At 70.8% G+C, this 18,356-nt stretch carries 21 protein-coding genes; 11 read left to right on the top strand and 10 right to left on the bottom strand.

Annotation, left to right across the window (positions count from 1 at the left end; all coding sequences use genetic code 11):
* Nucleotides 1-16 precede the first annotated feature (16 nt).
* A complete protein-coding gene (locus tag AC069K_RS19730; RefSeq protein ID WP_478618135.1) occupies nucleotides 17-652 on the top strand; it encodes a DUF1707 SHOCT-like domain-containing protein in 636 nt (211 codons plus the stop codon).
* 232 nt (nucleotides 653-884) lie between these two features.
* A complete protein-coding gene (locus AC069K_RS19725; protein ID WP_478617894.1) occupies nucleotides 885-2,228 on the top strand; it encodes a DUF445 domain-containing protein in 1,344 nt (447 codons plus the stop codon).
* Between the two features lie 272 nt (nucleotides 2,229-2,500).
* Here AC069K_RS19725 and AC069K_RS19720 read toward each other — a convergent pair whose 3' ends face one another.
* Genes AC069K_RS19720 through AC069K_RS19710 form a run of 3 tightly spaced genes read right to left on the bottom strand, consistent with a single transcriptional unit; the run spans nucleotide 2,501 to nucleotide 3,878 of the window.
* Nucleotides 2,501-2,803 carry a hypothetical protein gene (locus tag AC069K_RS19720; protein ID WP_358834053.1) on the bottom strand — a complete coding sequence of 101 codons (303 nt, stop codon included), beginning with the start codon at nucleotides 2,801-2,803 and terminating at the stop codon, nucleotides 2,501-2,503.
* Between the two features lie 53 nt (nucleotides 2,804-2,856).
* Nucleotides 2,857-3,075 carry a DUF397 domain-containing protein gene (locus AC069K_RS19715; protein WP_478617891.1) on the bottom strand — a complete coding sequence of 73 codons (219 nt, stop codon included), beginning with the start codon at nucleotides 3,073-3,075 and terminating at the stop codon, nucleotides 2,857-2,859.
* Nucleotides 3,072-3,878: a helix-turn-helix domain-containing protein gene (locus tag AC069K_RS19710; protein WP_478617888.1), complete on the bottom strand. Its 807-nt coding sequence runs from the start codon at nucleotides 3,876-3,878 to the stop codon at nucleotides 3,072-3,074. The genes AC069K_RS19715 and AC069K_RS19710 overlap by 4 nt, the downstream gene beginning before the upstream one ends.
* 266 nt (nucleotides 3,879-4,144) lie before the next feature.
* Here AC069K_RS19710 and AC069K_RS19705 point away from each other — a divergent pair, with 266 nt between their 5' ends.
* Nucleotides 4,145-4,597 (top strand): ATP-binding protein, encoded by a 453-nt coding sequence (locus AC069K_RS19705; protein WP_478617885.1) that lies wholly within the window; start codon nucleotides 4,145-4,147, stop codon nucleotides 4,595-4,597.
* A gap of 22 nt (nucleotides 4,598-4,619) precedes the next feature.
* On the opposite strand, the gene AC069K_RS19700 is transcribed toward AC069K_RS19705, so the two are convergent.
* The gene (locus tag AC069K_RS19700; protein ID WP_478617882.1) at nucleotides 4,620-5,375 is read right to left on the bottom strand and encodes an HNH endonuclease; all 756 of its coding nucleotides are present in this window, start codon (nucleotides 5,373-5,375) and stop codon (nucleotides 4,620-4,622) included.
* 164 nt (nucleotides 5,376-5,539) lie between these two features.
* On the opposite strand from AC069K_RS19700, the gene AC069K_RS19695 reads away from it, so the two are divergent.
* A complete protein-coding gene (locus tag AC069K_RS19695; protein ID WP_478617879.1) occupies nucleotides 5,540-6,592 on the top strand; it encodes a DNA cytosine methyltransferase in 1,053 nt (350 codons plus the stop codon).
* Here AC069K_RS19695 and AC069K_RS19690 read toward each other — a convergent pair.
* From AC069K_RS19690 to AC069K_RS19675, 4 genes are all read right to left on the bottom strand, one after another.
* Complete coding sequence (locus tag AC069K_RS19690) at nucleotides 6,589-6,981, bottom strand: very short patch repair endonuclease (RefSeq protein WP_478617876.1); 393 nt, start codon at nucleotides 6,979-6,981, stop codon at nucleotides 6,589-6,591. The genes AC069K_RS19695 and AC069K_RS19690 overlap by 4 nt on opposite strands.
* A 59-nt stretch (nucleotides 6,982-7,040) precedes the next feature.
* A complete protein-coding gene (locus AC069K_RS19685) occupies nucleotides 7,041-7,931 on the bottom strand; it encodes an HNH endonuclease (protein WP_478617873.1) in 891 nt (296 codons plus the stop codon).
* Nucleotides 7,928-8,905 carry a NaeI family type II restriction endonuclease gene (locus AC069K_RS19680; RefSeq protein ID WP_478617870.1) on the bottom strand — a complete coding sequence of 326 codons (978 nt, stop codon included), beginning with the start codon at nucleotides 8,903-8,905 and terminating at the stop codon, nucleotides 7,928-7,930. Before AC069K_RS19680 ends, AC069K_RS19685 begins: the two co-directional genes overlap by 4 nt.
* A gap of 66 nt (nucleotides 8,906-8,971) precedes the next feature.
* Nucleotides 8,972-9,994 (bottom strand): SEC-C metal-binding domain-containing protein, encoded by a 1,023-nt coding sequence (locus AC069K_RS19675; RefSeq protein WP_478617867.1) that lies wholly within the window; start codon nucleotides 9,992-9,994, stop codon nucleotides 8,972-8,974.
* 200 nt (nucleotides 9,995-10,194) lie between these two features.
* Here AC069K_RS19675 and AC069K_RS19670 point away from each other — a divergent pair, with 200 nt between their 5' ends.
* The 4 genes from AC069K_RS19670 (at nucleotide 10,195) to AC069K_RS19655 (ending at nucleotide 13,430) form a co-directional block, all read left to right on the top strand.
* A complete protein-coding gene (locus AC069K_RS19670) occupies nucleotides 10,195-10,977 on the top strand; it encodes a class E sortase (protein WP_478618132.1) in 783 nt (260 codons plus the stop codon).
* Nucleotides 10,978-11,120: 143 nt separating this feature from the next.
* Nucleotides 11,121-11,438, top strand: a complete 318-nt coding sequence (locus AC069K_RS19665; RefSeq protein ID WP_478617864.1) for a DUF6412 domain-containing protein — start codon at nucleotides 11,121-11,123, stop codon at nucleotides 11,436-11,438.
* A gap of 178 nt (nucleotides 11,439-11,616) precedes the next feature.
* On the top strand, nucleotides 11,617-12,417 hold the full coding sequence (locus AC069K_RS19660; protein WP_478618129.1) for a YidC/Oxa1 family membrane protein insertase: 801 nt from the start codon (nucleotides 11,617-11,619) through the stop codon (nucleotides 12,415-12,417).
* A gap of 155 nt (nucleotides 12,418-12,572) precedes the next feature.
* Nucleotides 12,573-13,430 (top strand): fumarylacetoacetate hydrolase family protein, encoded by an 858-nt coding sequence (locus tag AC069K_RS19655; RefSeq protein WP_365109099.1) that lies wholly within the window; start codon nucleotides 12,573-12,575, stop codon nucleotides 13,428-13,430.
* A 118-nt stretch (nucleotides 13,431-13,548) separates the two neighbouring features.
* On the opposite strand, the gene AC069K_RS19650 is transcribed toward AC069K_RS19655, so the two are convergent.
* Together AC069K_RS19650 and AC069K_RS19645 are read right to left on the bottom strand one after the other, a co-directional pair.
* A complete protein-coding gene (locus tag AC069K_RS19650; protein ID WP_478617861.1) occupies nucleotides 13,549-14,055 on the bottom strand; it encodes a heme-degrading domain-containing protein in 507 nt (168 codons plus the stop codon).
* Nucleotides 14,052-15,164: a Gfo/Idh/MocA family oxidoreductase gene (locus AC069K_RS19645; protein ID WP_478617858.1), complete on the bottom strand. Its 1,113-nt coding sequence runs from the start codon at nucleotides 15,162-15,164 to the stop codon at nucleotides 14,052-14,054. The genes AC069K_RS19650 and AC069K_RS19645 overlap by 4 nt, the downstream gene beginning before the upstream one ends.
* A gap of 56 nt (nucleotides 15,165-15,220) precedes the next feature.
* On the opposite strand from AC069K_RS19645, the gene AC069K_RS19640 reads away from it, so the two are divergent.
* The 3 genes from AC069K_RS19640 to AC069K_RS19630 all read left to right on the top strand — a co-directional run bounded on the left by AC069K_RS19640 (nucleotide 15,221) and on the right by AC069K_RS19630 (nucleotide 18,331).
* Nucleotides 15,221-16,348 carry an ROK family transcriptional regulator gene (locus AC069K_RS19640; RefSeq protein WP_478617855.1) on the top strand — a complete coding sequence of 376 codons (1,128 nt, stop codon included), beginning with the start codon at nucleotides 15,221-15,223 and terminating at the stop codon, nucleotides 16,346-16,348.
* Between the two features lie 279 nt (nucleotides 16,349-16,627).
* On the top strand, nucleotides 16,628-17,371 hold the full coding sequence (locus AC069K_RS19635; protein WP_478617852.1) for a hypothetical protein: 744 nt from the start codon (nucleotides 16,628-16,630) through the stop codon (nucleotides 17,369-17,371).
* A gap of 180 nt (nucleotides 17,372-17,551) precedes the next feature.
* Nucleotides 17,552-18,331, top strand: coding sequence for an HAD-IIA family hydrolase (locus tag AC069K_RS19630; RefSeq protein ID WP_365109083.1), 780 nt, complete (start codon nucleotides 17,552-17,554; stop codon nucleotides 18,329-18,331).
* The last annotated feature ends 25 nt before the right edge of the window (nucleotides 18,332-18,356 follow it).

Below are 18,356 nucleotides of genomic sequence, written 5' to 3'. Positions count from 1 at the left end.
GGCGGGCCTTCCCGAGATGCGGGCATCGGACGCGGAGCGCGAGCGGGTGGCCGAGGCGCTGCGGGACGCGGTGGCCGAGGGGCGGCTCGACATGGAGGAGTTCGAGGAGCGCCTGGAGGCGGCGTACAAGGCGCGTACGCACGGGGAGTTGGCGCCGCTGGTACGGGACCTGCCGGCGCCCGGCGTCCGCCCCGCGGCCCCCGTTCCGGCCGCCTCCGCCTCCTCCGGGGACGTCGACTGGCCCGCGCGGATCGGCGGCGCGGCCACCTCGCGGGGCGCCTTCGCGCTGTGGGGCGGGTTCGGACGCCGGGGTACGTGGACGGTGGGCCGCACGTTCACCGCGTTCGCGATGTGGGGCGGCGGCGAGATCGACCTGCGCGAGGCACGCTTCGAGTCCGCGCAGACGGTGATCCGCTGCTTCACGCTGATGGGCGGGATGGGGGTGACGGTCCCGCCCGAGCTGACGGTGCGGGTGCGCGGCTTCGGCCTGATGGGCGGCTTCGGCGACAGGGCGACGGGCGAGGGCACCCCGGGCTCCCCGACGGTGACGGTGACGGGGTTCGCCCTGATGGGCGGCATCGACGTGAAGCGGAAGCCGCGGAAGGCGGGGAAGCGGGGGCGCGGCGACGACCGGCGCAAGGAACTGCGCTGACGCACCCGGCCGCTCCCCGGCCCCGGCCCCAGCCCTACTGAGGGGTCCCCTCTCCGGATCCCCCCTCCGGGTCCCCCGCCGGCCCCCCTCCGGGTCCTTCTCCGGATCACCCCTTCGAATGAGAACGCGACGTGCGGGAACTCGACATGTGCCCCGGGAGTCACTCAGGTAGGGACGATGGCGTACGGGGAGACGCGTGCGCGGGCGGTGGTCAGCGTGGACGGGCGGAGCAATGGAACGTAGTGGAGCGACCAGGGCGGGCGACCGGGAGGGACCGGACGCGTCGCCCCCGCCTGCCACCGGCCTGACGTCCGCGTTCTCGTACACGGCGGCGGACGAGGAGAAACGCCGGGGCGTGCGCCGGATGAAGGCCACGGCGACGGGCCTGCTGCTCCTGGTGGCGGTGGTCTTCGCCCTGGCGACCTGGGCGGGCCGCTCGGGCGCGGGCCCCTGGGCGGCGTACGTCGCGGCGGCGGCGGAGGCCGGGATGGTGGGCGCGCTGGCGGACTGGTTCGCGGTGACGGCGCTGTTCCGCCACCCCCTGGGCGTGCCGATCCCGCACACGGCGATCATCCCGAACAAGAAGGACCAGCTGGGCGTGTCGCTGGGCGCGTTCGTGGGGGAGAACTTCCTCTCCCCGGAGGTCGTGCGCACGAGGCTGGGGGCGCTGGGCATAGGCGCCCGGATGGGCACCTGGCTGGCGGATCCCTCCCACGCGGACCGGGTCACGTCCGAGCTGGCCACGGCCCTGCGCGGCGCGCTCACGGTCCTGCGGGACTCGGACGTCCAGGCGGTGGTGGGCGAGGCGATCACGCGCCGGGCGGACGCGGCGGAGATCGCGCCGGGCATCGGCAAGACCCTGGAGAAGGTGGTCGCGGACGGGGGGCACCGCCGGGTGGTGGACCTGGTGTGCGCGCGGGCGCACGACTGGCTGGTGCTGCACGGGGACTCGGTGATGGAGGCGGTCCAGGGCGGCGCCCCCGGCTGGACCCCCCGCTTCGTGGACAAGAAGGTCGGCGAGCGCGTCTACAAGGAGCTGCTCCGCTTCGTCACCGAGATGCGCGACATGCCGGGCCACCCGGCGCGCGGGGCCCTGGACCGCTTCCTGGCGGACTTCGCCTCCGACCTCCAGTCGGACACGGACACGCGCGCGAAGGTGGAGCGCCTGAAGTCCGACGTCCTGGCCCGCCCCGAGGTCCAGGACGTGATCGCCTCGGCGTGGTCATCGGTCCGCTCGATGATCATCGCGGCGGCGGAGGACGAACGCAGCGAGCTGCGCCTGCGGGCGAGGGCGTCCCTGCTGTCCCTGGGCGCCCGCCTCTCCACGGACACCCGCCTCCAGGCGAAGGTGGACGGCTGGGTCCAGGACGCGGCGGCGTACGTGGTCTCCACGTACCGCACGGAGATCACGTCCCTGATCACGGACACGGTCCGCTCCTGGGACGCGGCGGACACCTCGAAGAAGATCGAGGCCCACATCGGCCGCGACCTCCAGTTCATCCGGATCAACGGGACGGTGGTGGGGGCGCTGGCGGGAGTGGTGATCTTTGCGGTGGCGCGGGGGGTCGGGGGGTAGGGGTTTTCGGGGCGCGGGGCGCGGGGCGGGTGCCCGGGCGACCCCGGAATCCGACACCTGGGAATCCGGCGCCCTGTCCGGCACGGTCCGGCTCCACCGGCGGGGGGCTCCCCTGCCGGGCGCGTGACCGCAGTCCTGTCCCTGCTCTGCGTGGCCACGCGCCCGAGGGGTTCATCCTGCGGGGAGTCGCAGTGTGCACCTTTACGTACGTACGAGTCGTCCGGGGCGTTCATACGGTTCCCGGATGCGGCGGGACAATTTCCCGGGCGGCGCTATCCGGCCTTGCGGGTCACGGCCCAGGAGGCGGCAGCAACCCCACCGGCCACCGCGAACACGGACGGCCAGGCGCCGACCTTCTTGGCGAGCGGGTGCGACCCGGCGAACGCGGCGACGTAGGCCGTGGTGAGCCCGACGGCGGCCTTGGTCCCGGCGGCCTGCTTCCACTCCCGCGCGGCGAGGGCCCCCGCGGCGGCGAGCGCCACCCCACCGAGGGGCCGCTTCTTGGTGAACCGAGCGGTGGCATACCCACCCACAAGCCCACCCGCGGCGATCACTGCTGCCGGAACCTTGGCCATGTTGTGCCTCCTGCGCCTCTGTGGTCTGTCCCCTCCGAGGCTAACGGGGGGCTTCAGGCCCGGGGCAGCCGGTCCTGCCGGAGGGCGGTGGTGAAGGCGTGCCAGGCGGGGGCGGCGAACCGGAGGTGTGGACCCGCAGGGCTTTTGGAGTCACGTATCCCTGTGCCGGATGCCATGAAGGCTGCCTCCACGCACTCGCTCTCGTTGCCGCCGCTGTACGACGACTTGAACCAGATGTGTTGAACAGGGGCGGGGGCGGTCTCCGCTGTCACTGCAACTCCTCGCGTACACGCTCGATCAAGGCCGATGAGGCGGCCATGTCCAACGCTTGTGCCCGGAGATAGTCGAACACAAGTCTGTAGCGCGCTAGTTCCGCGTCCTTTTCCATGATCAGCGAGCCGACGTGGAGGTCTACGTAGACGACGTCCAGGGAGGGTTCCTGGCCCCCGATGATGACAAAGCTGCCGAGTGCTGCCGTGTGTGCACCCTTGGCGAACGGCAGCACCTGGAGGGTGATGTGACGGGAGGAGTCCGCTTCAAGCAGGTGGCTCAGCTGCTCACGCATGACGCGGGGAGAGCCGACAACGCGCCGGATGACGGACTCATCGAGGATGGCCCACAGATGAGGCGGCTCCGGCCGGCTCAGGATCTCCTGGTGCCTCATCCTGATATCCACGAGCCGTTCGATGTCTTCGGGTGCGCGGCACAGTTCGTTGGCCTGCTGGATCGCACTGGTGTAGGCGCGGGTCTGGAGGAGCCCGGGCACGTACACGCAGGAGAAGTGATCCTCCCGGACGGCTTCATCCTCAAGCGTGAGCAGAAGGTTCATGGTCTCGGGGATCGAGTCCGCGAACGAGCTCCACCAGCCCTGCTGTTTGGCGTCCTTGGCCAGGCTGACGACGGCGGCATGCTCCGCTTCACTTGCGCCGTACGCGCGGCACAGGGCATCGACGACAATCCACCTCACCGGGCCGGACTGCGTCTCGTACCGGCTGACGGTCGCCCTGGAGACCCCGACCAGCCTGCCGGACTCCTCTAGCGTCAGCCCCTTGCGGGACCGTAGCTTGCGCAGCATCGCTGCGAGCTGGCGTCGGCGTGTAGCGGCCCGTCTAGTAACCGGAACGCCACGCAGCGCAGCCGTACGGATGCGGCAGGCGGAATGCTGCTCTGGCGCGGGAGGGAGTCTCGCCATTCCGCCAACGACGGTGACCACTTCTCGCTCCGCTGTGTCCTGCCGGTTGAGGCCGGCTCGTCGGAACTGTGTGTATTCGGGAGAGTGGTGCGGACTCAGCTCCGGCTGTGGGGGCTCGCTGCCTTACTCGATGAGGTCCAGCTCGTGGTTTGGAGCTGGCCACCAATGTCGTCAAGCACGTAGGCGAAGGTTCCCCCGCGGCGCTCGTCCTTGAGGCGGCGGGTGACCGGCTGCGAATCGAGCTCCACGACAAGAGCCATGCAGTGCCGGCGCAGACGTCGGCAGCCTGTGATGCTGAGTGCGGTCGCGGACTGCACCTGCTGGCTTCGATGGCTGTGGACTGGGGGACAGTCCTCTCGGCCGCCGGTAAGTCGGTCTGGTGTGAACTCGCACTGGACCTCGCGCCCCACTGCCGCCGGGTCCAGAGAGCTGTGGCCCTGCTGGAGCAGTACCGGCGACCGGCGGCCCGCAGCGGGGCCGCGCTTGAGGAAGCGGCGACTGACCTCATCACGGACGTGCTGCACTGGCTGACCGCACAGGGGCGGGATCCCGACGACTTCCTGGACCGCGCGCAGATGCATTTCGAGGCCGAGGCGGCCTGATGTCTGCACAGCCGGCGGAAGGCTACTCGGTGCTCTCCTGTCCCGCTGCTTTCGCGATTTCCGCCCGTACGGCATCGGGGGTGCGCCATGATGCGCCGCGATGGCTCGTGTGGCACATGCGGTGGCAGTTGGAACACAGGAACGCCAGATCCTCTAGACGTGTCTCGCGAGGTCCCGAGATGTGGAGAGGCAGGGTGTGGTGCACTTCGATGTAGCCCTTGCCGAGCGCCCCGTACGCCCGCTCGAAGTGGAAGCCGCAGATTTCGCACTGCAAGGGCTGGCCGAGCCGCTGGGCCTGGGCGATCTTGCGCTGACGGAGCTTGGGGCTCCGCTCCCGGTAGATGGCCCAGCGAGCCAGGAGACGGCCTTCGGCGGCCGTAGTGCCATCCTCGGCGACCTCGCCCGGCTGCTCTGGGATGCGGACCAGCGCACCGGAGCCGATGCCTTCTTCGATGCCCTGAGCCGCTTCGAGCATGTCTGCCTCGTGCTCGATGAAGGCTCGGATGATCTCTTTGTCGAGTCTCCCGCCCTTCGTGCGCTTGCCTGTGTACTCAGGGTGATTGGTGGCCAGGTCGGTCGTCTTACGGCTCACACTGCCCACCGAGCGGTACTCGGGAAGCTCCTTGGCCACCCCCTGATGCAGAGGAAGGGAGCGCAGGAGGTCCGACAGCTCCTGTACGGCGGGGTCTCCTTCCCGGAGTTCGCGCCAGCCGTTCTTCACGACGAGCGCGCAGGCCAGTACCAGCTCATCCCGGGTCCACGCAGGGCTACGAAGCATGAGCCATATCGTATGAGTGTTCGGTGGGGTAGGGGGCGTGTGCAGAGAACGGAGTGGCGTGCTGCAAAATTGGTGGAGTCCCGTTGTCAGTGGGTTCTGTCACCCTCTGTGATGGTGCACCACGCAGAGTGGTCGTCGCCGTCGTTTGATCGGAAGGAGGGGGCATGATCCGCACCAACGATCTCAAGTACAAGTCCGTGGAGATCTGTGCAGGCGCCGGAGGTCAGGCCGTTGGTCTACATCATGCAGGCTTCAAGCACGTCGCTCTGATCGAGATCGACAAGGACGCGTGCAGCACGCTGAAGGCCAACACCAGCGAAGACCCCGAGTGGGCCGGCTGCAAGGTCATCCACCAGGATCTGAAAAAGTTTGACCCCAGTGAGCTCGGTCTGGAGCCCGGAGAGCTTGACCTGCTGGCCGGCGGCGTCCCGTGCCCTCCTTTCTCGGCAGCGGGCAAGCAGCTCGGCCGGGATGACGAGCGTGATCTCTTCCCGACGATGCTTGACCTGGTCGAGCAGCTCGCCCCCAAAGCCGTGATGATCGAAAACGTACGTGGCCTGGTAGACCAGAAGTTCGCCAGCTATCGCGACGAGATCATCAAGCAACTGGAGTCCCTGGGCTACGAACAGTGCTACTGGGAGGTGCTGGAGGCCAAGAAGTACGGCGTCCCCCAGCTGCGTCCCCGGGCCATCCTCGTGGCGATGAAGCCGGAGTACGCCCGGTACTTCGAGCACACGAAGCCCGAGCCCCGCCCGGAGCTTTCGGTAGGGGAGGCACTGCACGACACCATGCGAGCCCGGTTCGACGCGGTAGCTGACGACCCCAGAGCCGAGAATGCGTTCAAGAACTGGTACGAGAAGGCGCAGGAGGGTGTTGCGCCGACCCTCGTGGGCGGCTCCAAGAAGCACGGCGGTGCTGATCTCGGCCCTACGCGCGCAAAGCGAGCCTGGGCCGACTTGGGCGTATGTGGCCTGGGCGTTGCGAATGACCCCGAAGACCTCAAGGACAAGGAGCGGGACCTCTTTGCCAAGGCGGGCCCCAAGCTCACCGTGACGCAGGCCGCCCTCATCCAGGGGTTTCCCGCCGACTGGAAGTTCACTGGCAAGAAGACGGCCGCTTACCGCCAGGTCGGAAATGCGTTTCCTCCGCCAGTAGCGCAGGCGGTGGGGGAGCAGATCTACGCAGCGTTTGAAGCTGCGGAGATGAACGGCATTTAGGCGGATTTGCCTTCCGCCTTGAGACGGCTCACCGTCGCGGCAATCCTGAGTGCACAGTCCTCTGCTGATTCGTGCTCCCAGAACCGAAGGACGGTCCAGCCTGCTTCCTTGAGCTGTCGGTCGGTATCCCGGTCACGCGCCATGTTCCGGGCTACCTTGTCCGACCAGTAGCCCGGGTTGGTCTTCGGGGGCACATAGTGTTCGGGGCACCCGTGCCAGTAGCAGCCGTCGACGAACACGGCCAGTTTCGCTGGGCGGAAGACGACGTCCGCGGTTCGGCGGAGACCGGGTAGCGGCTTGGCCGCTACCCGGTAGCGCAGCCCCCTGGCATGCAGAAGGCTGCGGATCAGCCGTTCCGGCTTGGTGTCGCGGCTGCGGATGGCCTGCATATTGCGGCGACGGGCCGCAGAGGATGCCCATGACCCTTCGGGGGGAGTCCAGTCCTCACTCATTCCGGCTGGTGCTTACTCTGCTTATGTTTGGCGGCCGCGGCGATCGGGCCTTCAGGCCACGGTTCCCAGTGGATCAGGCGGTACTCGGAAATGGAGCGACCTCCTTTGGGGCGGAGGACGCGGTTCTCGTATGCCCAGCCAAGGTTCCGCAATTCCCGGAGCCGGCGCTGCCAGTCGTCCTGGTGCTGACTCATCGACGCCACTACACCAATGAGCTCGGCAGGCACCCAGTGTCCGTCCAGTGCCTTCAGGAGCTCGCCGATCCTGCCATGAGGTTCATCGTGCTGAACCGCCACACGGATTTGCTCGGCGTACGGATCGTATGTTGCGTAGAAGTCCCTCTTCTCTGCGTTGCACTGTTCGCACAGCGGTTGCAGGTTCTCCAGCTCATTGCCACCGCCCCAGGCCACCGGGATTTTGTGATCCACGACCAGCTTCACGCCGTCGTCCAGAGGGGTGGCTCCGCACTGAGCGCATCGCTGGGGTGCGAGAACCCGAGCCCTGACAGGCCCCTTTATACTCTGGCGGATCCCGTCGGCGGGGACGGGCTTCCATCCCTTCAGCTCGTAACGGTGCAGTCTTCCGTCACGGTAGCGGTGGACGATAAAGCAGTCCCGGAGTGAGCGGAGCCGTCGCATGGCTTCCGACTGTGACTCGCCGAACTGGCCGGCGATGAAGGAGTGGATCTCTTCGGTGGTCGGCGGTGAGTCCCGTCGTGCATAGAGGAACCCGTACAGCCTCCGGACGCTCTCCAGGGGGAGTAGCGCGAAGATTTCCGGTGAGTCTGGTTCGGGGAGCGGGCGTTCGGTATTCACGGACATGATCAGCTCTGGGTGTTCATCTGGTTCGGACGGCTGGTTCGGACGGCGGCGTATGCTCAGCGTCAAGACTGTTCGGTAATCGTATGCTTCGGCAGCAATGGGGCGGTCTCGACGGGGTCATCGTCATCGGCCAGCACCCATGCGCGGCCGCCGAGCGTCACTGAGGGCCGGCCCTCGTGGTGCGGCCGGGCTGAAGCCACGCGAAAGCTCACCAGTTCCCCTCGCTGCGGGACCTGGGCCCCCAGAGCCCTGGCGATGGCCTGGTGGCTGCTGTAGTGGCCAGGGATGAGAATGCCTTCCTCTCTGAGGACCGTACGGGCGCGCCCCTTCGCTTCCCGCACCCGCGCCATGTAGTCGCTCTGCTGGGCGACGGTCCGTACGACTCCGCGTCCGATCCTCCGGTTCAGGACCCGTCGGAAAAGCTCGTTGACGCACTGCTGGCCGGAGCGGGACGAGAGGATCGCGTCCCGGACAGCAGGGGCGAGGTGCAGAAGTACATTCTCCGGGAGCTCTGCCTCATGCCACAACCAAAGGATCTTGTTGCGGTGTTCGGCCTTCACAGTCAGCTTCAAATCCCGGTTGTTGCCCTTGTTCAGCCACTCCGGGGCTATCCGGAGAAGGCCAGCGCTCCAGCGGCTCTTGTAGTCGTCCGCCCAGACCAGAAGACACAGATGGCCCATGGCCTCAGGCGGGATCATCCAACCGCCGAAAGCCTGTGAGTACTTGCAGTCAACGTCAGTTCCCGCGATCCGGTAGTCCATCTCGACGCCGTCACGGAAGGTGAACTCTCGCTGGAGGTTGATCTCAACGACCGTGCCGGCATGCGTCTTCTCGGTCTTGAAGAGCGTCTTCCAGTCGTACCGTCCCGTTACTTCACCATTGAGCAACTGGTCGATGGTGTCCCGCAGGACAGTCGCAAAGCGCTGTCCTGCGGGATCTGCCCGACGCAGGCTGTCGTAGACCGCGGCCAGTTCCGGATCTCCCTGCAACACGACCTGTGAGGGGATCTTGGTAGCAGCGCTCACGTCGAAGGGAAGCAAAGAGCTGTCCCCTTTCGGGAATTGGCGTCAGTCCGGCGAGACTACAGCGCGCCTGTAATCGGCTGGTCACACCTCGGCGGCCCCATGACACTCCCCATACCCCCGCCCGGACCCGCACCAGCAACCCTCCCCCCGCCGCGGCGGCCACTCCGCCGCTCGGCCTCGGGCCGCCAGGGTTGTGGCGTACTGGGGGAGGAGGTCCGCGTTGGAAGGGGAGGAGGATTCTGATGCCGCGAAGGCCTCGTAGGACGGGACTGTGCCCTTGACGATGCCCAGGTTCGCCGTGCCCGTCGCCGACAGTTCGCGCAGGGACGCCTCGATGTCCAGGAGGTGGGCGTCGTACGTCGGATATTCCGTCGCCAAGTCGGGATAGGCCGCCAGCAGTTCGTCCAGCTCGGGGGCCGGCCAGTGCAGGACCGCCACCGGGAACGGGCGCGACAGGGCCGCCCGGGCCGTGCCCAACTCCGTACGCAGCCGGGCCAGTTCCGCCTTCAGCTCCGCCGGGTCGTCCGAGCCCAGCGACCACAGGCGCTTGGGGTCGTGGAGTTCGTCCAGGGTGATCTCGGCGCGGTGCAGGCGGTCCGCCAGCTCGTCCCAGGCGTCGTGGTCCAGGGCGAGCAGCCGGCGTACGCGGTGGCGGGCCGTCAGCAGGGACTGGGTGGGGTACGGGATGTCCGCCGTCGGGTCGTCGGCGGGGAGCAGGAGCGTGAGCGCCGTCGTCAGGGTCGCGTGCGCCGCGTCCAGCTCGTCGTGCGTCTCCAGCGTCCCCGCCACGATCTCCCACGCGGCCGGGTCCCGGGGCGCCGAGCCGCGCACGCCCTCGATGATCGCCCGCGCCTCGGCCTCGTGGCCGTACTCCCAGAGGTTCGCCGCCTTGAAGGCCTTGATCAACGCCGGTTGCTCGGGGTCGGCGGCCAGTAGGCGGTCGTAGAGCGTCGTGGCCCGCTCGCGGTCGCCGGACAGCTCCAGATGGGCTGCTGCCTGGAGCAGGAGGGGCTCGTGGTCCTCGGGGTACTGCGCTGCGGTGCGCAGCAGACGCTCGGCTTCGGCGGTGTGATCCGTGTGATCGGCAGGAGTGTCGGGGCGCATGAGGGACACCGTACTGCTGTGCGGGGTCCAAGCGGAGGGGTGTTCCGGCCCTGGTGAGTTGACGGGGCAGCCCTTATGGTGCGCGCGTGCGGATACCCGTGGTCGTTCAGGGGCGCTCGCGGTGGCGGGCCGCCCCCGTGCGCGCCACCCGCCGGTTCGTACGCCGTGTGCGAGCGTCCTCCCCCCATACTCGTACGCGCATCCGTGTTCGTACCCGTACCCCGTCCCGCCTCCGCCCCCTCGGGCGCGTCCTCTGGGGCGGTGCCGAAGCCGTCGTCACGCTCGGGCTCGTCCTCCTCCTGCTCGTCGCTTACCAGCTGTGGTGGACCAATCGCGCGGCCCGGCACGAGGCCCGGCAGACCGTGCGGTCCCTGGAACAGGAGTGGAAGGGGCCGGACCCCGGGGCGGGGGAGGGGGCGCGCGTCGGGGCCGCGCCCCTCGGGGTCGTCGCGTCCGCCGCTCCTCCGGCCCCGGGCTCCTCGGAGCCTTCCGCCCCCGCCCCCGGGCTCGGCCCCTCGGCCCGCCCCCGCCCCGACCGCCCCTACGCCGTCCTCCGCCTCCCCTCCCTCCGCGTCACCGCCCCCATCGCCGAGGGGATCAGCAAGCACGGCGTCCTCGACAAGGGGTACGTCGGGCACTACGCCGGGACCGCGCAGCCCGGCCGGGCCGGGAACCTCGCGCTCGCCGGGCACCGCAACACCCATGGCGAACCCTTCCGCCACCTCGAGCGGCTGCGGGCCGGGGACCGGATCGTCGTCGAGACCCGGGAGGCCGTCTTCACCTACCTGGTGGACAAGATCCTCCCCGAGACCTCCGCACGGGACGGCGGAGTGATCGCGCCCGTGCCGCGCAGTGCCGTCCGTACCGCCTACGGGTACGGCGAGCGCGGGTACTACGTCACCCTCACCACCTGCACCCCGGAGTTCACCTCCCGGTACCGGCTCGTCGTGTGGGGCAAGCTCGCCTCCACGCGACCGCGCTGATTGTCCGAGCCGTCGTGTATAACGTGAGAAGAGTCAGGAGTCGGACAGGCGTTCCTGGTGTGAGGGCGCGTTCTGGCATTCGGATGCGTGGGGATGCGTGCGTGCGAGCGCGTGTACGCGTGTGTGTACGGGTGGGGGGAAGCATGAGCGGCAACCGCATGGCGTCCGTGCGCTGCGCCCTCGCCCTGCTTCTCTTCCTCCTCGCCGAGCTGCTCCTCGCCAACGGCGCCATGCTCTCGGGCGCCGTCGCCCTCGCCGCCACCGCCGCGGCCGGCTCCGCCCTCGCCGTCTGCGCGCTGCTCGCCTCCCAAGCCGTGCCCACCGTGCCGCGTACGCGTATACGTACCGCGATACGGGACCGGGAGCGGCGCACCGCCTTCCTGCCGCAGCGCGATCCGGACGCCTCCGGGCGGCCTCGGCCCCGGGCTCCCGGCGGCCTCGCCCTGACGGCCGCCGCGTAGGGCTGCGCTCCTTCCCCCCTGTCCCCTTCCCTTTCCGGGGTTCCTCGGGGTGCGCTCCTGCTTTCCTTCCGCCCTCCGCCCGGCCGTCACGCCGTCTTGTCCCGCGCGCCTACGCACTCCTCGCGTCCGCGCGCCCCCAGACGTGACTCCGGAGGCTTTCCCCATGTCCATGTTCGGCATGTCCGTGTTCGACGTATTCGCCAGTCTGGTCGAGCGCCTCGCCGACCTCGTCCAGCCGGTCTTCCACGGCTCCGCGGCCGCCGCCGCGATCGTGCTGTTCACCCTGCTCGTCCGGCTCGCCGTGCATCCCCTGTCCCGGCAGGCCGCCCGGGGGCAGCAGGCCCGCGCCAAGCTCCAGCCGCGCCTGGCCGAGCTGCGCAAGAAGCATGGCAAGGACCCCGAGCGGCTGCGCAAGGCGGTCGCGGAGCTGCACGCGGCGGAGAAGGTGTCGCCGTTCTCCGGGTGTCTGCCGAGCCTGCTCCAACTGCCCGCGTTCTTCCTCCTCTACCAGCTCTTCTCCCACTCCGGCCACACCGCGCTGCTCGACCACACCCTGCTGTCCGCCCCGCTGCGCGGCCACTGGGCGGACGCCCTCGGGCACGGCGGGCCCGTGGGCGGCCAGGGGCTCGTCTACCTCGGCCTGTTCGTCTTCGTCGCGGGGGTCGCCACCTTCACCTACAGCCGTACGAAGCGGCAGCTCGCCACCCAGCCGCTGGTCCCGGCCGACCAGCAGGAGGGCCTGCCGGGGCTGGGAGTGATGACGAAGCTCATGCCGCTGATGTCGTTCGGCACGCTGATCACGGTGGCGGTCGTGCCGCTGGCCGCCGCGCTGTACGTGGTGACCAGCACGACGTGGTCGGCGCTCGAGCGGGCGTATCTGTACCGGGATACGGCGAAGGCACTGACGGCACCGAAGGCGCCGAAGGCACCGAAGGCAGCGAAGGCGCCGAAGACGCCCGAGGCATCAGAAGCCTCCTAGCCCGCCCCGGAGGAGCATCCTGCGGTTACCGGCGCGTAACGGTCCAGTGTGTGAACGGGGTCTTGCCGAGTGGACCTCGACCTTGGAGGATCGAACGATCCTTCCGATGGCCGCCACCCATCGGCCGGGCCAGGCTCGACCTAGGGAGACAGACCATGAAGCTGCTGCGCGTAGGGACGTCGGGCAGTGAGCGCCCCGCGCTGCTCGCCGCCGACGGGACGCTGCGGGACCTGTCCGGGCTCGTGGCGGACATCGACGGCGACCTGCTCGCCGACGAGTTCGCCCTGGACCGAATACGGGCCGCGGCCGACACCGGTGTGCTGCCCGCGCTCGACGCGGCCGGGCAGCGCGTCGGCCCGCCGGTCGCCCGGATCGGCAAGGTCGTGTGCATCGGGCTGAACTACCACGACCACGCGGCCGAGACCGGGGCGGCGATCCCGGCCGAGCCGGTCGTCTTCCTCAAGGCGGCGGACACGGTGGTCGGGGCGTACGACACGGTCCTGGTGCCGCGCCGCTCGGTGAAGACCGACTGGGAGGTCGAGCTCGCGATCGTCATCGGGCGCACGGCCCGCTATGTGGCCGACGACGAGGACCCGCTGGCGTACGTCGCGGGGTACGCGGTGTCGCACGACGTGTCCGAGCGCGAGTTCCAGATCGAGCGCGGCGGCACCTGGGACAAGGGCAAGAACTGCGAGACGTTCAACCCGCTGGGGCCCTGGCTGGTCACCCGGGACGAGGTGCCGGACCCGCAGGCGCTGTCGCTGCGGCTGTGGGTCAACGGCGAGCTCAGGCAGAACGGCTCCACGGCGGACCAGATCTTCCCGGTCGCGGAGGTCGTCCGGTACGTGAGCCGGTTCATGACCCTGTACCCCGGCGACATCATCAACACCGGGACCCCGGCGGGCGTCGCCATGGGGCAGCCGGAGCCCAAGCCGTATCTGCGGGCGGGGGACGTCGTGGAACTGGAAGTCGAGGGGCTGGGGCGGCAGCGCCAGGAGCTGAAGGACGCGTAGGCGCGGCCCGCGGACACGGCCCGCGGCCGGGAGGGCGGCGGGGCCCGGTGGGGCCCCCGCCGCTCACGGCGGCGGACCGTGCCCGCTCGCTCGGTGCCAGGTCCCCGCACCCCCCCGGTCAGCCCCGACCCCGCTCGTCCTTGAACCGCCGCAACCCCTCCACCACCAGCGCATGGTCCTCCACCTGCGGCAGGCCCGAGACCGTCACCGTGCCGATGACGCCCGCGCCCGTGACCCGCAGCGGGAACGAGCCGCCGTGGGCCGCGTACGTGTCGGGGTCCAGGCGCGAGGACGCCTCGAACGTCGTGTCCTTGGCGCGGAAGCGGGCGCCGACCAGGTACGAGGCGGCCGCGTACCGCTCGGTGACGCGGCGCTTGCGGTCGACCCAGGCGTCGTTGTCCGGGGTCGAGCCCGGCAGGGCGCAGCGGAAGAGCTGCTGGGCGCCCCGGTGGATGTCGATCGTCACCGGAGCGCGGCGGGCCACCGCCAGCTCCCGCAGCAGCGAGCCGAGCGCCCACGCGTCCTCGTACGTGAACCGCGGGAGCTCCAGCTCGGCCTCCTGCGCCTCCAGTTCGGGGACCGTGAAGGACGGCGTGAAGGACGGGGAGGTCGCCGGGGCCGTCACAGCGCCACCTCCACCGTCACGCCCTCGCGCGCCGACCGGCGCGCCGCCTCCAGGACGTCCAGGGCCGCCGCGGCCTCCTGCGCGGTGACCGGCGGTTCGCCGCCCTCGCGCAGAGCGTTGGCGATCGCCGTGTAGTACGCGGGGTAGTCGCCCGGCAGGGTCGGGACGGGGCGCTCGCCGTCCCGGCCCCGCCGGGACTCGGCGCCGAAAGCCCGGGCGGGGACCCCGGAGCCGACGCGGCCCCACATCTCCTCGGGCTCCAGGCCCCACGGCTCGCCGGTGCCGGGCCGCAGGCCCTCGCGCAGGGCCGACTCCTGGGGGTCGAGGCCGTACTTGACGTACCCCGCGGCGGAGCCGAGCACCCGGAAGCGGGGGCCGAGCTGGGCGGTCGTGGCGCTCACATAGAGGTGCGAGCGCACCCCGCCCGCGTGGGTGATCGCGATGAAGGTGTCGTCGTCGGCCTGGGCGCCCGGACGGCGGACGTCGGCCTCGGCGTACACCCGCAGCGCCGGGCCGAACAGGACCAGGGCCTGGTCGACGAGGTGGCTGCCCAGGTCGTACAGCAGGCCGCCGATCTCCGCCGGGTCGCCCGACTCGCGCCAGCCGCCCTTGGGCTGCGGGCGCCAGCGCTCGAAGCGGGACTCGAAGCGCTGGACCTCGCCGAGTTCACCGGCGGCGAGCAGGGAGCGCAGGGTCAGGAAGTCGTTGTCCCAGCGGCGGTTCTGGAAGACCGAGAGCAGCAGGCCGCGCTCCTGGGCGAGCGCCGCGAGTTCCCGCGCCTCGGCGGCCGTGCCCGCGAGGGGCTTGTCGACGACGACCGGGATGCCGGCCTTGAGGGCGGCGGTGGCGATCGGCACGTGCGTCTTGTTGGGGGAGGCGATCACGATCAGATCGAGACCGGCGTCGAGCAGCTCGTCCGGGGAGGCCGCGAACCGCAGCCCGTCGCCGTGTTCGGCGCGGGCCTGCGCCCGGCGCTCCGGGCTGGACGTGACGACCGTGTCGAGGGTCAGCCCCTCGGTCGCGGCGATCAGCGGGGCGTGGAAGACGGAGCCCGCCAGGCCGTAGCCGACGAGTCCGACGCGGAGGTCAGTGTCCGTACGAGCGTTCATGGCACCCACTTAAGCAACGCTGTTGCCAAAGTGCAAGCGCAGGAGACAATGGAGGCGTGAACAGGAGCAACTCGGGAGCCAACCTGCCGGCCCTGCGCAGCCACAACGCCGCGCTGGTGCTCGATCTGCTGCGTACGGCCGGGGAGGCCGGCATCAGCAGACTGGAGCTCGCCGAGCGGACCGGCCTCACCCCGCAGGCCGTCAGCAAGATCACCGCGCGGCTGCGGGCGGAGGGGACGGCGACCGAGGCGGGCCGCCGCGCCTCCACCGGCGGCAAGCCGCGCACGGTGCTCAAGCTGGTGCCCTCCGCCGGGCACGCGATAGGGCTGCACCTCGACCGCGACGAACTCACCGCGGTCCTGGTCGACCTGGCCGGCACGCTGGTGGGCGTGCGGACCGTGCCGCTCGACCTCGGCGCGGGCCACGACACCGTGGTCGGGGCCGCGGCGGACGAGGCCGCCGCGCTGATCGGGGGCCGCCCGATACTCGGCGTCGGCGTGGCCAGCCCCGGCCCCCTCGACCACCACACCGGGGTGCTCCACCGCGTCACCGGCTTCCCCCAGTGGAACGGCTTCCCGCTGCGCGACGCGCTCGCCGCGCGCCTGGGCCTGCCGGTCGTCCTCGACAAGGACACCAACGCCGCCGCCCTCGGCCTCGCCCTGCGCGGCCCCGCCGACTCCTTCGCCTACCTCCACCTCGGTACGGGCCTGGGCGCGGGCCTCGTCCTCGGTGGCACGCTGCTGCGTGGCGCACGGACCGGCGCGGGCGAGTTCGGCCACCAGACGATCCTGCTCGGCGGCCCCGCCTGCGACTGCGGCGCGCGCGGCTGCATCGAGGCGCTGTGCCTGTCGTCGGTGGCCCGCGGCGACATCGCCGCCGCCGCCCGCTTCCTGGGCGTCGGCGCGGCCAACCTCGTCGGCCTGCTGGACATTGACCGCGTCCTGCTCGGCGGGCGTACGGTCATGGGCGCGCGGGACGGCTTCGTCCGGGGGGTGAAGGCGGTCCTGGAGGAGCGGGCCCGCCGGGGCGGCGACGCGCGCGCGGTCCCGGTGTCGGTGGCCCCCGGAGGCCCCCACGCGGTGGCGGAGGGCGCGGCGCGGCTGATCCTGGGGCCGGTGTTCGGGCACGGGGCGGAGACGCCCGTGTCCGTGAAGGGGCGCGGGGAACGGCCCGACCAGCCCTAGTACCGCAACGGTGCGGCGGTACCGGGCGTTCCCGGCCGTCGCCGTCGCCGTCGCCGTCGCCGTCGCCGTCGCCGTCGCCGGTCAGGGAGCACGGGGCAAGCGCCCGGGACCACGCCGTCAACAGGGCTGCTGATCGTCAACAGCGCCGCTGATCGTACAGTCCGATATTGGGCTGATCGGGTCGGTTTCGCGGGGTCGGCGGGCGTGGCTGGTCCGGGCCGCCGCGGACCCGTGGCAGGGTCCCTGAGCACGTACGCCCGCGAGCAGCAGAGGTCCCCCATGCGACTGCGCAACGCCCTCGCCCTCTCCGTCACCGCGGCCACGGCGCTGTCCGCGCCCTCGGTCGCGGCGGCCGAGGAGCGCGAACCGCGGGGGCGGCAGGGGCACGCCTCGCTCTCCGCCGCCAACCAGCCCGTCTGCGGGGACCGGGCCGGGGCCGACTTCCCCGTGGACACCCGGATCCACGGAGGGCCGGCGGAGTACGTCCCCGGCGGGGGCGCCCAGCTCTGGTACGTGGACCTCACCAACACCACCGCGCACACCTGCCGCAACATCCACCCGGTGGTCGTCCTCGTCGACCGGGACCGGACGCTCAAGGACTCCCAGGCCAAGCTGGAGTTCTTCGACACGTCGGCGGGCCGCGCGCACCCCGTCCCCTTCGAGCGGACGGACGCGGACGAGCACATCGGGGTGTTCGACGACGGGTTCCCCGGGTTCGCGATCGGCGCGGGGGAGACCGTGACCGTGAAGGTCCGGCTCGGGTTCACCGCCGACACCCGGCCCAACGAGGTCACCGCGAACGCGGCGGTGGTGCAGCGGCGCGGGGACGACGGGGAGTGGGTCGGGGAGTCCGGGGGCTACCGGTTCGGCATCGGACCGGTGGAGCCGGAGATGCCGCTGCTCGCGGGGCCGCCGGAGCTGGCGCGTACGGGGTTCCGGCTCCCCTCCGGGGGCGCGGCCGCCGCTCTGCTGCTCGGGGGCGGGGCGCTGGCCGCGGGGGCGTGGCGGCTGCGGCGGCGCTGACGCGGGGACGGTCCTGCCCCGCGGCCGGCCGCCCGGCGCGGCGGGCGGGCGGGGTTGCCGGTGATCGGCCAGGTGAAACCCGCCGGTTCCTGACTAGGCTGGGCGCTGTCGGACGGCACAGCGCGGTGCACCCGGCCCCGCCCAGCTCACCCCATCGCACACCGCAGGAGAGTCCGCCCCATGGCCGAGCGCAAGCCGATCGAATCCTGGCTCACCGACATGGACGGAGTCCTCATCCACGAGGGCATCCCGATCCCGGGTGCGGACGCCTTCCTGAAGGCGCTCAAGGAGTCCGGCAAGCCCTTCCTGGTCCTGACCAACAACTCCATCTACACCCCCCGAGACCTCCAGGCCCGGCTCGCCCGCATGGGCCTGCATGTGCCGGTGGAGAACATCTGGACCTCGGCGCTGGCCACCGCGAAGTTCCTGGACGACCAGCGGCCGGGTGGCACGGCGTACGTGATCGGCGAGGCCGGGCTCACCACCGCGCTGCACGACATCGGTTACGTCCTGACCGACCACGAGCCGGACTACGTGGTGCTGGGCGAGACCCGTACGTACAGCTTCGAGGCGCTCACCAAGGCGATCCGGCTGATCAACGGCGGGGCGCGGTTCATCTGCACCAACCCCGACGAGACCGGTCCGTCCGCCGAGGGCCCGCTGCCCGCGACGGGCGCGGTGGCCGCGCTGATCACGAAGGCGACCGGCAAGAAGCCGTACTTCGCGGGCAAGCCCAACCCGCTGATGATGCGGACCGGGCTGAACGCGATCGGGGCGCACTCGGAGACCAGCGCGATGATCGGCGACCGGATGGACACGGACGTCCTGGCGGGGCTGGAGGCGGGGATGCAGACGTTCCTCGTGCTGACCGGGCTCACCCGGCCGCAGGACGTGGAGAACTTCCCGTTCCGGCCGTCCACCACCGTGGACTCGATCGCGGACCTGGTGGAGCTGATCTAGGCGCCGGTCGGGCCCTGTTCCACGG

It is taken from the genome of Streptomyces sp. NPDC043908, assembly GCF_056435525.1.
The sequence above is the reverse complement of the archived record's forward strand: the minus strand, read 5'-3'. Positions and strand labels throughout refer to the sequence as shown.

Excerpts from the sequence above, each read along its gene's own strand:
- AC069K_RS19730 (WP_478618135.1), top strand. The coding sequence starts at position 17 with ATGCGGGCATCGGACGCGGAGCGCGAGCGGGTGGCCGAGGCGCTGCGG.
- AC069K_RS19725 (WP_478617894.1), top strand. The coding sequence starts at position 885 with ATGGAACGTAGTGGAGCGACCAGGGCGGGCGACCGGGAGGGACCGGAC.
- AC069K_RS19720 (WP_358834053.1), bottom strand. The coding sequence starts at position 2,803 with ATGGCCAAGGTTCCGGCAGCAGTGATCGCCGCGGGTGGGCTTGTGGGT.
- AC069K_RS19710 (WP_478617888.1), bottom strand. The coding sequence starts at position 3,878 with ATGCTGCGCAAGCTACGGTCCCGCAAGGGGCTGACGCTAGAGGAGTCC.
- AC069K_RS19700 (WP_478617882.1), bottom strand. The coding sequence starts at position 5,375 with ATGCTTCGTAGCCCTGCGTGGACCCGGGATGAGCTGGTACTGGCCTGC.
- AC069K_RS19695 (WP_478617879.1), top strand. The coding sequence starts at position 5,540 with ATGATCCGCACCAACGATCTCAAGTACAAGTCCGTGGAGATCTGTGCA.
- AC069K_RS19690 (WP_478617876.1), bottom strand. The coding sequence starts at position 6,981 with ATGCAGGCCATCCGCAGCCGCGACACCAAGCCGGAACGGCTGATCCGC.
- AC069K_RS19675 (WP_478617867.1), bottom strand. The coding sequence starts at position 9,994 with ATGCGCCCCGACACTCCTGCCGATCACACGGATCACACCGCCGAAGCC.
- AC069K_RS19665 (WP_478617864.1), top strand. The coding sequence starts at position 11,121 with ATGAGCGGCAACCGCATGGCGTCCGTGCGCTGCGCCCTCGCCCTGCTT.
- AC069K_RS19660 (WP_478618129.1), top strand. The coding sequence starts at position 11,617 with ATGTCCGTGTTCGACGTATTCGCCAGTCTGGTCGAGCGCCTCGCCGAC.
- AC069K_RS19655 (WP_365109099.1), top strand. The coding sequence starts at position 12,573 with ATGAAGCTGCTGCGCGTAGGGACGTCGGGCAGTGAGCGCCCCGCGCTG.
- AC069K_RS19645 (WP_478617858.1), bottom strand. The coding sequence starts at position 15,164 with ATGAACGCTCGTACGGACACTGACCTCCGCGTCGGACTCGTCGGCTAC.
- AC069K_RS19635 (WP_478617852.1), top strand. The coding sequence starts at position 16,628 with ATGCGACTGCGCAACGCCCTCGCCCTCTCCGTCACCGCGGCCACGGCG.
- AC069K_RS19630 (WP_365109083.1), top strand. The coding sequence starts at position 17,552 with ATGGCCGAGCGCAAGCCGATCGAATCCTGGCTCACCGACATGGACGGA.